General features: G+C 38.8%; 14 protein-coding genes and 1 pseudogene. 10 read left to right on the top strand and 5 right to left on the bottom strand.

Annotated features, from left to right (window positions below):
- Nucleotides 1-5 precede the first annotated feature (5 nt).
- Nucleotides 6-1,406: a protoporphyrinogen oxidase gene (gene hemY, locus ABES52_RS08835; RefSeq protein ID WP_429650787.1), complete on the top strand. Its 1,401-nt coding sequence runs from the start codon at nt 6-8 to the stop codon at nt 1,404-1,406.
- A 481-nt stretch (nt 1,407-1,887) separates the two neighbouring features.
- Here the strand turns inward: hemY and ABES52_RS08830 are convergent, their stop codons facing one another.
- On the bottom strand, nt 1,888-2,463 hold the full coding sequence (locus tag ABES52_RS08830) for an SCO family protein (protein WP_429650786.1): 576 nt from the start codon (nt 2,461-2,463) through the stop codon (nt 1,888-1,890).
- A gap of 313 nt (nt 2,464-2,776) precedes the next feature.
- Between ABES52_RS08830 and ABES52_RS08825 the strand changes: the two genes are divergently transcribed.
- On the top strand, nt 2,777-3,511 hold the full coding sequence (locus ABES52_RS08825) for a FixH family protein (RefSeq protein WP_429650785.1): 735 nt from the start codon (nt 2,777-2,779) through the stop codon (nt 3,509-3,511).
- 93 nt (nt 3,512-3,604) lie between these two features.
- On the opposite strand, the gene yhfH is transcribed toward ABES52_RS08825, so the two are convergent.
- Complete coding sequence (yhfH, locus tag ABES52_RS08820; protein ID WP_429650784.1) at nt 3,605-3,742, bottom strand: protein YhfH; 138 nt, start codon at nt 3,740-3,742, stop codon at nt 3,605-3,607.
- 234 nt (nt 3,743-3,976) lie between these two features.
- Between yhfH and ABES52_RS08815 the strand changes: the two genes are divergently transcribed.
- The 4 genes and pseudogenes from ABES52_RS08815 to ABES52_RS08800 all read left to right on the top strand — a co-directional run bounded on the left by ABES52_RS08815 (nt 3,977) and on the right by ABES52_RS08800 (nt 7,520).
- Nucleotides 3,977-4,714 carry an MBL fold metallo-hydrolase gene (locus ABES52_RS08815; RefSeq protein WP_429650783.1) on the top strand — a complete coding sequence of 246 codons (738 nt, stop codon included), beginning with the start codon at nt 3,977-3,979 and terminating at the stop codon, nt 4,712-4,714.
- 45 nt (nt 4,715-4,759) lie between these two features.
- Nucleotides 4,760-4,976, top strand: a pseudogene (locus ABES52_RS08810) (lipoyl protein ligase domain-containing protein); the annotation flags it as partial.
- Between the two features lie 107 nt (nt 4,977-5,083).
- Entirely contained in the window at nt 5,084-6,634 is a 1,551-nt protein-coding gene (locus tag ABES52_RS08805) for a fatty acid--CoA ligase family protein (protein ID WP_429650782.1), read from the top strand.
- Nucleotides 6,635-6,743: 109 nt separating this feature from the next.
- Entirely contained in the window at nt 6,744-7,520 is a 777-nt protein-coding gene (locus tag ABES52_RS08800; protein WP_429650781.1) for an enoyl-CoA hydratase-related protein, read from the top strand.
- 47 nt (nt 7,521-7,567) lie between these two features.
- On the opposite strand, the gene ABES52_RS08795 is transcribed toward ABES52_RS08800, so the two are convergent.
- Nucleotides 7,568-8,125 carry a helix-turn-helix domain-containing protein gene (locus ABES52_RS08795; protein ID WP_429650780.1) on the bottom strand — a complete coding sequence of 186 codons (558 nt, stop codon included), beginning with the start codon at nt 8,123-8,125 and terminating at the stop codon, nt 7,568-7,570.
- 173 nt (nt 8,126-8,298) lie between these two features.
- On the opposite strand from ABES52_RS08795, the gene ABES52_RS08790 reads away from it, so the two are divergent.
- From ABES52_RS08790 to ABES52_RS08780, 3 genes are all read left to right on the top strand, one after another.
- Complete coding sequence (locus ABES52_RS08790) at nt 8,299-9,030, top strand: AzlC family ABC transporter permease (RefSeq protein WP_429650779.1); 732 nt, start codon at nt 8,299-8,301, stop codon at nt 9,028-9,030.
- On the top strand, nt 9,020-9,325 hold the full coding sequence (locus ABES52_RS08785) for an AzlD domain-containing protein (RefSeq protein WP_429650778.1): 306 nt from the start codon (nt 9,020-9,022) through the stop codon (nt 9,323-9,325). The genes ABES52_RS08790 and ABES52_RS08785 overlap by 11 nt, the downstream gene beginning before the upstream one ends.
- 222 nt (nt 9,326-9,547) lie before the next feature.
- Nucleotides 9,548-10,819 carry a M48 family metallopeptidase gene (locus ABES52_RS08780; RefSeq protein WP_429650777.1) on the top strand — a complete coding sequence of 424 codons (1,272 nt, stop codon included), beginning with the start codon at nt 9,548-9,550 and terminating at the stop codon, nt 10,817-10,819.
- A 153-nt stretch (nt 10,820-10,972) separates the two neighbouring features.
- On the opposite strand, the gene ABES52_RS08775 is transcribed toward ABES52_RS08780, so the two are convergent.
- The gene (locus ABES52_RS08775) at nt 10,973-11,209 is read right to left on the bottom strand and encodes an IDEAL domain-containing protein (protein ID WP_429650776.1); all 237 of its coding nucleotides are present in this window, start codon (nt 11,207-11,209) and stop codon (nt 10,973-10,975) included.
- A gap of 168 nt (nt 11,210-11,377) precedes the next feature.
- Here ABES52_RS08775 and ABES52_RS08770 point away from each other — a divergent pair, with 168 nt between their 5' ends.
- Nucleotides 11,378-11,953, top strand: a complete 576-nt coding sequence (locus ABES52_RS08770; protein ID WP_429650775.1) for a competence protein ComK — start codon at nt 11,378-11,380, stop codon at nt 11,951-11,953.
- Nucleotides 11,954-11,969: 16 nt separating this feature from the next.
- Here the strand turns inward: ABES52_RS08770 and ABES52_RS08765 are convergent, their stop codons facing one another.
- On the bottom strand, nt 11,970-12,356 hold the full coding sequence (locus ABES52_RS08765; protein ID WP_429650774.1) for a YhjD family protein: 387 nt from the start codon (nt 12,354-12,356) through the stop codon (nt 11,970-11,972).
- Between the last annotated feature and the right edge of the window lie 32 nt (nt 12,357-12,388).

Here is a 12,388-nt window from a genome sequence, read left to right as displayed (position 1 = left end):
GGAACGTGAATAAAAAACACATTGCAATCATTGGCGGTGGAATGACTGGATTGACTGCCGCTTATTACTTACAAAAAGAAATTCGAAACCAACAGCTCCCATACGAAATTACGTTAATTGAAGCGAATTACCAGTTAGGAGGAAAAATTCAAACCGTTCGTAAAGATGGTTTTGTTATAGAACGTGGTCCGGATTCCTTTTTAGCGCGGAAAATAAGTATGAGCCGTTTGGCACAAGAAGTTGGAATGGCCGATCAATTAGTCAATAACGCAACCGGTACGTCGTATGTACTAGTGAATGAACAACTTCATCCGATTCCAGAGGGAGCGGTGTTGGGGATTCCGACGCATATAACACCTTTTGTGACAAGCGGATTATTTTCTATGACAGGAAAATTTCGAGCCGCTCTCGATGTCGTGATTCCTCGCTCAAAAGCAACCGGGGACCAATCGCTTGGGCAATTTTTCCGTCGGCGTCTAGGGAATGAAGTCGTCGAGAACTTAATTGAACCGCTGTTATCAGGAATTTATGCGGGAGATATCGATCAATTAAGTTTACAAAGTACGTTCCCACAATTTTATGAAGTGGAAAAGAAGCATCGTAGCCTGATTTTAGGAATGAAAAAAACGATGCCAAAACCTCGTTCAAAAGGGAAAGAGAAAAAAGGGATTTTCCTTACATTTAAAAACGGATTACAATCATTCGTGGAAGCGATTGAACAGCATTTAACCGACGTAAACGTGAAAAAAGGAATCAAGGTAACAAACGTAAAAAAAGATGGAAACACGTATCAGATCGAGTTAAATAACGGGGAAGTCCTGCAAGCCGATGGTGTCGTAATAACGGTACCGCATGTCGCCTTGACTACTCTTTTACCGGAACTTGAAGCGGTTCAAGAGTTTAAACATATGCCGTCGACATCGGTGGCTACAGTCGCTATGGCGTTTCCGAAAGAAGCGATTAAAAAACAACTAGATGGGACTGGTTTTGTCGTTTCACGCAATAGCGATTATACGATTACCGCATGTACGTGGACGCATAAAAAATGGCCTCATACGACTCCTGATGGGAAAGTCCTCCTTCGTTGTTACGTCGGTCGAGCAGGAGATGAAGCGGTCGTTGATTTATCCGATGAAGACATTACCCAAATTGTACTAGATGATTTAAAACGAACAATGGATCTGACCGCAAAGCCGCTCTTTACGATTGTGACCCGTTGGAAACAGGCGATGCCTCAATACGTAGTGGGACATCAAAAGCGAGTGGAAAAGTTAAAACAACAACTGCGACAACAGCTACCTGGTGTCATTATTGCCGGCAGTTCATTTGAAGGAATTGGCTTGCCGGATTGTATCGACCAAGGAGAAAAAGCGGTACAAGAAATGTTAGCGTATTTAAAATCCTAGAATTAAAGCGAGAAGAGACGAATTCGTTTCTTCTCGTTTAAACTTTTAATGGATGAAAAACCTTCTGATTTATAAAAAAATATTTCGATTTTATAAAAATAATCAAATCTTATGAGCAAACCTTCTGCTTTATGAGAAAAAAATCTTAATTTATGAGAAAAAAATCCAAGTTTATGAGAAAAAAATCCAAGTTTATGAGAAAAAAATTCAAGTTTATGAGAAAAAACTTCAAGCTTATGGGAAAATTTCCGATCATAAGAGAAAACCGCTACATTAATGAGCAAATCGTCAGATGAAGAAAGCCAGGTGCCCCGATTGTTATGAGAAAAATCAAATCTTACGAGCAAACCTTCTGCATTATGAGAAAAAAATCCAATTTTATGAGAAAAAACTTCAATTTTATGAGAAAAAACTTTTAATTTATGGAAAAAATAATCCTAGAAAAAAAGCCCTTGGCCAAATTTGTGCCAAGGGCTAACATTTATTGGAGCTTTTTCAAGTCGTCAATAATTTCATCAAATGGTACATCAGCATTACCGCTGTAATCTTTGACGAGCTCACCGTCTGCATTGATTAAAAAGAAACGGGTACCGTGAATGACTTGGTCATCGTTTTGAGGTTTTTTCACATATGTTTCAAATTGCTCATAAGCAAACTTTTCGATTGTTTCTTGAGAATAACCTGTTAAAAAATGCCAATTCGATAGATCGGCGTCAAATTTACTAGCGTATTCTTTTAAAATCTCTGGGGTATCTATTTCAGGATCGACACTAAAGGAAACGAAATGGACATTTTCTAGTCCTTCTTCTTTGACCATTTTTTGTAATTCACTCATATGAAAAGTCATTGGTGGACAAACCGTTTCACAATTAGTAAAAATAAAGTCAGCAATCCAAACCTTACCTTTTAAGTCTGCCAAACCAAATGGTTTACCATCTTGGTTCGTAAATTCAAAGTCTTGAATTGGTTCACCGTTTCCAAGTTCGGAATTACAAGCAGTTAAAAGCATAGTGCTGATGATGATAAATAAGCCAATTGTTCGTTTGGAAATTTTCATATTCATCCCCCAAATTTAGAATCATTTCAGAACTATTATAGCGAAATGAACGTTGCTATGGTGGCTCCTAGTTAAATTGTTATCATTTGTCCATAATTTTTTCATAGTTTCCTCACAATTTCAACCCATCTACCTTGTAAAGTGAAACTCTCCTCGTTTAATCACAACTTCAACTGTCAATGATGTAGAAAGACAGTGTACTTGATAGAATACACTACCAATTGATGGACAAAAAATTGTGAAAAGAACTTCACAATGATTTCACATCTAAAAGATATAGTGAACTTGTAGAAACATAGAGGAGGAAAAAGTGATGAAGAAAGGTTGGAAATTAGGATTTGTCTTATTACTTATAGGTGGATTGCTTCTTGGATGTTCTGCAAATAACGACGAAACTGAAGATGCAAAGGACATTCATCCCATCGAAGTCACCATTGAGCTTCCTGAAAAAGGGGATGTAAATGAAGAAATTGAACTAAAAGCGATTGTTACACAAAATAAAGAAAAAGTGGCCGACGCCGATGAGGTAATGTTTGAAGTTTGGGAAGACGGAAAAAAAGACGAGAGTACGATGGTGGAAGGAACAAATAACGAGGACGGTACGTATACGGCACCGTACACGTTTGATCGTGACGGGGTATTCGTTGTCCAAGCACACGTAACGGCGCGAGGGATGCATAACATGCCAAAACAAACCATTACCATAGGAAATCCAACAAACGAAATGGCACACCATGACCAAATGGAAGAAGGGTTGTCTGTTCATTGGATGGAACCAGAAATGAATCCTGTAGGTAAACCGATTGAATTGACCGTTCATGTGAACAAAGACGGTCAGCCGGTTGAAAACGCAACAGTGAAATTTACCATTATAAACGAAGCAAACAAAGAAATAGCTAAAGTAGATGGTGAAATGAGTGCGATCGGTGAATATAAAGGAACAGTGACACTCGAACAAGAAGGACATTACAAAGTTTTGACGATGGTTCATAGTGGAGAAGACATGGTTGAAAAAGAAGAGATTCTGCACGTTGGTCATTCCCATTAAAGGTAAAATAAAAAGAAGGCTGTATTGTTTGAATGACAATGCAGCCTTTTTATATGAGGACTCATGAATGGCGAATGCTGAATAGAAGCGGCATTAATTAAGATTGGTCACGTTAAGACATTGATCGCATGTATTTCCGTAACATTCGTGTTGTTCTTCTATTTTTTCTCCACATTTAACACAATGCTTAGGGGGAAGGTTTTTAAAAAAATCGACAATGTTTTTAATCAATCTACTCACCTCCAGTGGACAAGGTGTTATATAACTGTATATCTTTTATTAAATTGTATTATAACAGAGTGAGGTTGGTCAATCATTTTTTTGAAAATACAAAAATTATGCGCGAAAGGTAAAAATAAGGAAAGGTTTGAATCTTTTCGCTACAATAGAAGCAGGAACGTGTAGTATCTTTATTAATGGAATCGCTATTTATAGGAACAAGGAAGATATAAGGAGGGGATGGATATGAAAGCCACCGTTATCGGACATTGGGGCGGGTATCCGAAAAAACAAGAAGCTAGTTCTGGATACTTATTAGAGCATGATGGATTTAAATTATTAGTAGACTGTGGAAGTGGTGTGTTATCCCATTTGCCAGAAGACGTTCAACCAGAACAATTAGATGCGGTTGTTCTTTCCCATTATCATGCCGACCATATAGCCGACATTGGGGTTTTACAGCACGCTTGCCTCATTCAAAAGCATCTAGGGAACGTACCAAAGTTGCCGCTTCCCATCTATGGACATACAAAACAGGTACAGGAATTTCAAAAGCTTACCTACAAGGACTTAACTAAAGGGATTCCTTATAATGAAAATGAACCAGTTATCGTCGGACCGTTTACCATTACGTTTTGTGAAACAATCCATCCGGTCCCATGTTACGCGATGCGAATAGAAGCAGCCGGGAAAGTCCTCGTGTATACGGCGGATACCGCTTATCACCCACGTCTTGCTTCTTTTGCGAAAGAGGCTGATGTTCTACTTTGTGAGTGTAATTTTTATGCTGGTATGAACGGCGCTAAGGCAGGGCATATGACGAGTACGGATGCCGGCAGGATGGCGCGTGAAGCACAAGTGAAACAACTTGTATTAACCCATCTTCCACATTTTGGTGATATACAACAGCTACTTAAAGAAGCAGGCAGCATTTACGAAGGGCCGATTATGTTAGCGGAAAAAGGTTTAACCATACATATGTAAAGGAGGAAATATAGAGATACTGTTTATTGAATCAAGGAATCGTAAATCAATTTAGTGATTGAAGAATAAACCCTAAAGCATTTAGATCCAAACGAAACGTATTTGTTATTCATTTATTAATGAACTTTCTATTATTATAGGAAAAAAATCAAAACACCATTAAAGAAATTATTACGGATATGTAGAGAAAAATGGAATTCACGTCGTACGTCGTTTATCCAGTGGCAAAGCGGGATATTATGATTTAGGATCCGCTCTTTTTTTATTGGCGGTTATTGAATACAAAATTTTCTTTTTATATAATATATTTAGAAAATTTTACACAAGTAATGAATGGTTATTCATTCATTTTAGAAAGGGAGGGTATTCATGAATTTAGCCAGTCAGTTGGAGAAAACGGCTCAAACGTATTCTCATAAAACGGCTTACTATTTTCAAGACAAACCTTGTACATATGGAGAATTAAACGAAGCTGTTTCCAAATTTGCTAATGGTTTATCCCAATTAGGATTAAAAAAAGGAGACCATATCGCCTTAATTGTCGGTAATTCACCACATTTTATTATTTCCCTATATGGGGCGATGCGCCTTGGGGTGACTGTTATCCCGATTAATCCGGTATATACGCCAGAGGAAATTCAGTATATCGTCTACAACGGCGATGTGAAAGCCATTATCACCTTAGACGTTCTACTCCCTGTCATGGAAAAAATCGTCCCTCACGTTCCATCCGTTGAGCATGTCATCTTATGTGAAACTTCCCAAGAAACCAAATGGACCACTTCTACATTAAACACTATTTTGAAAGCCTTTACAAATGTTTTGGCCCTAGGGGATTCCCAATTTGTCGATGTACCGATAGATAACGACGATGTCGCAGTCATTTTGTATACTTCAGGCACGACAGGAAAACCAAAAGGGGCTATGCTAACGTATAAAAACTTATATTCCAATGCGAAAGATGTCGCCGATTACTTACAAATGAGTGAGGACGATCGGGTTATTACGACGTTACCGATGTTCCATGTCTTTTGCTTAACGGTGGCTTTAAATGCACCTCTGTTAAACGGGGCTACGTTGTTAATTGTTCCAAAGTTTAGCCCAAAAGAAATTTTCCGCCTAGCGAAGACTTATAAAGCGACCATTTTTACCGGTGTTCCGACGATGTACAATTTCTTATATCAGTATAAAGAAGGGGACCCAACGAATTTATCTACATTGCGTCTATGTATTTCTGGGGGTGCATCCCTACCAGTTGCATTATTAGAAAACTTTGAGAAAAAGTTTGGTGTCATCATTTCCGAAGGCTACGGCTTGTCAGAAGCGGCACCAGTTACATGCTTTAATCCTTTGGACCGTCCGCGAAAACCTGGTTCCATTGGTACATCGATTATGAATGTAGAAAATAAAGTTGTCGATGAACTTGGCCAGGAAGTGCCTGTTGGACAAGTAGGCGAGCTAATTGTTCGCGGACCAAACGTGATGAAAGGATACTATAAAATGCCGGAAGAAACGAATGCGACGATTAAAGATGGCTGGTTATATACAGGAGATTTAGCTAAACAAGACGAAGAAGGTTATTTTTATATCGTCGATCGGAAAAAAGATATGATTCTTGTCGGTGGATATAATGTATATCCGAGAGAAGTCGAGGAAGTGCTGTACCGCCATCCAGACGTCGTTGAAGCGTGTGTCGTAGGCGTTCCTGATCCAGCCTATGGGGAAACGGTGAAGGGCTATATCGTTTCTTCGAATCCAGGGTTAACGGAAGAGGCCATTATTCAATTTTGTCGTGAACACATTGCAGATTATAAAGTTCCGAGATTGGTTGAATTTCTTGATGAACTACCGAAAAATACGACAGGAAAAATTTTAAGAAGGGTATTAAAACAACAAGCAGCACAAGTAGAAGTAAAGTGATTCTAGTATTTACTAATTTCTTTTTATCTACTATTTTAAGAATATTCAAAGGATTTTCTCTTCTTTTGTCGAATTAAGGTGGTTGAACAAAGGGGAGAGGTGATGAGGAATGAACGTTGTGCTGCTTGAACAAAAACAGCATGTGGCGTACGTAACATTAAATCGTCCAGAAATGATGAACGCTTTTAATTACGATATGCTGTTAAAGCTCGAACAGGTAGTGGAATCCATCCGGATTAATCCGGATATTCGGGTCGTCGTCTTTACCGGTGCCGGAGAGCGGGCGTTTAGCGTGGGAGCCGATTTAAAAGAGCGGAAAACATTAACAGAACAACAAGTGAAGCGGAATGTGTATAAAATTGGAGAAGTATTTTCCGCTATTGATGACCTCCCTCAGCCAACGATTGCCATGATAAATGGATATGCGTTCGGAGGTGGCATGGAGTTAGCGTTAGCCTGTGACTTCCGTTTTGCTAGCAAACAAGCGTTGATGGGATTGACGGAAACGAGCTTAGGAATCATTCCAGGTGCCGGCGGGACGCAGCGACTTCCGCGCATCGTTGGGGAAGCAAAGGCGCTTGAGCTAATATTAACGGCGAAAAAAATGACCGCCGAAGAGGCGTATTCCTATGGGTTATTAACCGGAATAATTGAAGGTCATGAACTTTCAGATCAAGTCGATGTATTTGTGCAGCGTTTGCTAGCCAATGGACCGATCGCTGTTCAACAGGCCAAATTTGCTGTGAAACATGGAATGCAAGTAGATTTACAGACAGGTCTTCATTTGGAACGTAAAGCATATGAAATAACCATTCCAACCGAAGATCGTGTGGAAGCATTACGTGCCTTTGCCGAAAAACGGAAGCCAGTCTTTCAAGGAAAATAAGAAAATATAAAACGAGGCAGAGCGATGATCCGTTCTGCCTCGTTTTATTAATCCTCTGTGTAGTAAATCATCATTTGACACATAATGGTTTCGTTGGTGCGATTTTCATACACGTGGTATACGTTTCCTTGAAAGTGCAAGGAGTCACCTTGATTTAACGTATAGACTGTTTCATCAACAGTAATGTGCATCGTCCCCTTTATCATCGTAATGTATTCTTCCATTCCTGGAGCATGACCAGTATTGACATAGTTACAACCTGGGTCAAGCTCAATAATATATACTTCAAACTTTTTTTCGGGGTCAAATGGGATGATAGGATAGACGCGATATTTTCCATCATCTTCGGGAATCGGTTCGTTTTCATGATGCCGAATAATGGTGACAGGTGCATTAGCTACTTTTAACAAAGAAGAAAAGGAAACTTTTAACCCGTTGGCGATTTTCCATAGAGTCGCAACCGTTGGATTTGACTCCCCGCGTTCAATTTGGCCGAGCATGGCTTTACTTACACCTGTTAGCGCGGATGTTTGATCTAAACTAAGGCCGCGGCTTTGTCGTAATGTTTTTAAATTTTCACCGATGGTTTGTTGAATTTTTTTCATTCGTATTCACATCTCCGCTTGTGTAATATAACGCACAAATGTATAATATAGTTTAATAGTCAAAGGAAGGAAATATACTCCTATTATACTAAATTTTTAATGGCAAATAGTTAATGGTATGAATGTAATTATTAACAATTTTAGGTGAGATTAGGGAGATGAGGTGAGAAACTGTGGAATTGCCGGTCGAACAAGTGAAGCGAAAGTCTGAATTTACGAAAGGATTACAGGCAGGGATTAGCATTGGGATTGGGTATTTTCCAATCGCTTTAACGTTCGGACTGTTAGCAAAATCGACTCATTTGTCCCTTTTGGACACCGTGTTGATGAGCGTGATCGTGTTTGCGGGGGCGTCCCAATACATTTCATTGAACTTATTAGCGGCTGGGGTTACCGGATTTGAAATTGTTCTGACGACGTTTATTGTTAATATTCGCCATTTGTTAATGGCGGCCTCTTTAAACGAAAAAATGGAAGAAGATGCCGTGTGGAAAAAGGCGCTTTATGCGTTTGGGATGACCGATGAGACATTTTCGATTGCCGCAACTCAAAAAGGAACCGTGTCATCAGCCTACTTTTTTGGAGTTATTTTTATAGCCTATACTAGTTGGGTGGTCAACTCGGCTTTAGGACATATCGTTGGGGCGAATTTGCCGTCTGTTTTGCAAGAAAGTATGACCATTGGTTTGTACGCTATGTTTATCGGTCTTTTAGTACCGTCAATGAAGCAAAGTGCCAAAGTGGTTCATTTAGCTATAATTGCTGCTTCCTTTAACTCGATATTTGTATTCAGCAATGTGTTATCCAGTGGCTGGGCAATCGTTTGTTCGACCATTTTGTCCTCCGTTATTGTAGAATGGATTGAACAATTTCGAAAAAAGGGGGTTAAGCTTCATGCAGACTAATTTGATTTGGGTCATTTTAGGAATGGGACTGGTCACGTATATTCCCCGAATGTTACCCTTTCTCTTGTTGAAAAACATGGAGCTCCCTGCGTTTTGGCAAAACGTGTTAAAAAATGTTCCTTACGCTACATTAGGTGCACTTATACTCCCAGGTGTATTATTTATTCAAGAGAGTATATGGTATGGTGTCATTGGGGCCGCAACAGCCTTCGTATTAGCTTTTATCGAAATGAACGTAATTGTGGTTGTGCTTGGCTCAATCGGTATGTTAGCACTTGTTTCTATCATTTTTTAAAATGATTTGGTTTTCGGTCAGATTGCTTGGTTTCTGGCATTTTTTTACAAAGTATTGGGACAGTTTCTCAACTAGCCGGACACTTACACCTTAGACCTCTAGACACCTTTGACTTCTAGACCAATTCCTCAGCAATAGGAATGGTCTTTTTTTTATTGCTTGTTCTAAATAAATGATTTTGAACTACAAATAATAAGGAGAAGGACAGGGGGAGGGAATTCGATGGTCCGGAAATGGACGTTTTTTTCAATAGGCGGATATCTTTTATTTGTATTGGTTATGTATGCGTATATATTTCATTGGGCTAATACAAGTATTCCAGAATGGTATGAAGGGACAAGTGCGGACCCAGCGACATTTTTAAATGACCGAGAACTGATGTTAAGTGAGAAGTATTCTGCCATTCGAAACTTTTTATTTTTTTTAGCGACCCCATTTGAATGGTTCATTTACTTTTTCCTGATCATTTGGGGATTTTCACGAAAGTTTGAAGAGTGGGGGAAAAAAACTTCTCGTTTATCGTTTGTACAAACAGCTGTTTATTTGTTTTGGTTTTATTTAGTGGCAACGTTGATTACATTACCATTGAATTATATATCCTACTATTATTCGGTTCAATATGGTATTACAACCCAAACGTTTTCGCTTTGGATGAAGGATCAGTTAATCGATTTTTGGGTCAATTACGTCATTATGTACATTGTCGTTTTAGTACTTTATTGGTTAATGGCACGGTTTCAACAACGTTGGTGGCTCGTTGCTTGGATATTGTCGATTCCGTTTACATTGTTTCTTATGTTTATTCAACCGGTCATGATTGATCCGTTGTACAACGATTTTTATCCATTGCAAAATAAAGAATTAGAAAAGAAAATTTTAACGTTGGCAGAAGAAGCAGGAATACCTGCTAAGCATGTGTATGAAGTGAACATGGCTGAAAAAACGAATGCGTTAAACGCATATGTGACCGGAATTGGTTCCAACTCCCGTATTGTACTTTGGGATACGACGTTAAATCAATTAAGTGAGGACGAAATTTTATTCGTCATGGCGCACGAAATGGCTCATTATGTAGAAAAGCATATTTATTTTGGTATTGCAGTTTATTTACTATTATCGTTTGTCGGGCTTTGGTTAACTGCAAAATGGATGCGAGCCTTTATCACCAAATACGGAAAAACATTTCACTTGGAACACGTTCATCAATTGCGTACCTTACCACTATTCTTTCTTTTTACGTCCATGTTGCTTTTTGCGGTCAGTCCGTTATCAAACGCGGTGTCACGTTATGAAGAAACCCGTGCCGACAAGTATGCGATTGAGTTAACCGAAAATAAAGAGGCAGCGATTGGTACGTTTCAAGAACTTACGAAAGCAAGCCTAAGTCAAGTTCATCCACCATTTTTCGTGAAGCTGTTTCGCTATAGCCATCCGTCGATGTTGGACCGGATCATGATGATTGAAACGTATCCAATCGAAGATGATGAAGAATAATGAATAACCTTTTTTCCTTCTTGCTTATTGCGTGAAGGGAAAAAGGTTTTTTTGTGGTTTTTCTCATCGTCATGGGATTTAAAAGAAGTGTTATAAACACAGAAAAAGATGCCATATACATGGCATGAAGGAAAATGGGGGAAGAAAGAAGAATTAACCGAAACATTCCATAAGCTTAATGTATTGGGAAGAATAATGCATAAATGAAGCTTTGTCGTAGCGATCCAAAGAGGTATCGATTTCGTTGAGTAGGCGCTCTTTTTCTCTATTCAACTGTACTTCATACAATAGCGTGTCGATATAAATGTCCAAAACCGTCCGCTCTTTGTCTTTATTCCAGGTCATCGCACAAGACTTCATTAACTCTGTGTAAGACTTTTCATTTTTCATATCGTTCACCTCTGTTGACCTTTTTTCTATTATATGGTCAATTTGGTGATAAATCAACTGAAAATTTTAAATATTTTGATAAATTATTCTATGTTAAATAAATACAGACAATCTTTACCATTAATGGTACAATTGTAAATATATAGAAATAATAAAGGAGGGTTAGGAGTGCAAGAACGTCGAAGAATGATTGAAGAGTACGAAGTGAATCCACATACGATGTTGCTTTTTCCTATAAAATATGGATCAAAAATTTATACGGAAGTGTTTGAACTATCGGATCAGTTTTTATCTCCATTTAAACCGTTAGATATTGTGAAAAAAAGCTGTGAGTTTTTTGGATCCTCTTACGAAGGAAGGAGGCAAGGAGCAAAGCAACTCATCGGCTCTGGACACAAACCTCCAATCATCATTGATCCTCACACATCTATTTTTCTCTTTCCCACCATGTCTCCCTCGAAGCAGGAGTGTATTTGGATTTCCCATGAACACGTCGTTTCTCATGAGCGGCTAGATACCAACACGACAAGCGTTATGTTCCGGAATAAACAAACGTTTCGACTTCCAGTATCGTACAGTGTTTTCAATTCGCAATTATTGCGCACGGCTCTTTTACGGACAAGACTTTCACAACGAATGGAAGAAATGGAGCGAAGAGCCCATTTTATCTACTTTCCAATGACCAAGACAAAAGCGGCAGAACACGTTGATCCGTATACGTGGTCTGTGGAGAAAAAACATTAGAAAGAAGCGTGAATGTTCATGCTTCTTTCCGTTTGTCGGTGACGGGAAGGTGTCGTTTATATAAATAATGGCGCATCAGTTCTTCGACTTTGTTTCGCAGTCGCGGGTTAAAATAATTATGATGCTCTTCGTATCCTTTGTACAAAAACAAATACATGGTAAACGTGTCGTCACTTTTTAACCGTTCCACTTTCATTTTATTTTTGTGCATATATTTTTTTACATCAGCCAGTTCTTGTTGGATGGCTTTCATCGTTTCTTCAATGAGTTCAATGTATGGTCGTTTTAACTTAAATGGCGCTTGCTCGATAATGGCTAAATCTCGGTTTAATACGGTTAACACCATTGGTAAATAAATCGCCTGTTCTAAAATATTTCGATCGTTTTCAGGAATTCGTGTCATACGAAGCTCCCCTTTTTTCTTAAGTGTCGAAC

Origin of the sequence: Aeribacillus pallidus (assembly GCF_050478865.1) — a bacterium.
Lineage (GTDB): Bacteria > Bacillota > Bacilli > Bacillales > JACDOC01 > JACDOC01.
This window is presented reverse-complemented; position numbering and strand designations above follow the sequence as displayed.

Coding starts and splice junctions, on each gene's coding strand:
- ABES52_RS08830 (WP_429650786.1), bottom strand. CDS start 2,463: ATGAAAATTTCCAAACGAACAATTGGCTTATTTATCATCATCAGCACT.
- ABES52_RS08825 (WP_429650785.1), top strand. CDS start 2,777: ATGAAGAAAGGTTGGAAATTAGGATTTGTCTTATTACTTATAGGTGGA.
- ABES52_RS08815 (WP_429650783.1), top strand. CDS start 3,977: ATGAAAGCCACCGTTATCGGACATTGGGGCGGGTATCCGAAAAAACAA.
- ABES52_RS08805 (WP_429650782.1), top strand. CDS start 5,084: ATGAATTTAGCCAGTCAGTTGGAGAAAACGGCTCAAACGTATTCTCAT.
- ABES52_RS08800 (WP_429650781.1), top strand. CDS start 6,744: ATGAACGTTGTGCTGCTTGAACAAAAACAGCATGTGGCGTACGTAACA.
- ABES52_RS08795 (WP_429650780.1), bottom strand. CDS start 8,125: ATGAAAAAAATTCAACAAACCATCGGTGAAAATTTAAAAACATTACGA.
- ABES52_RS08785 (WP_429650778.1), top strand. CDS start 9,020: ATGCAGACTAATTTGATTTGGGTCATTTTAGGAATGGGACTGGTCACG.
- ABES52_RS08780 (WP_429650777.1), top strand. CDS start 9,548: ATGGTCCGGAAATGGACGTTTTTTTCAATAGGCGGATATCTTTTATTT.
- ABES52_RS08775 (WP_429650776.1), bottom strand. CDS start 11,209: ATGAAAAATGAAAAGTCTTACACAGAGTTAATGAAGTCTTGTGCGATG.
- ABES52_RS08765 (WP_429650774.1), bottom strand. CDS start 12,356: ATGACACGAATTCCTGAAAACGATCGAAATATTTTAGAACAGGCGATT.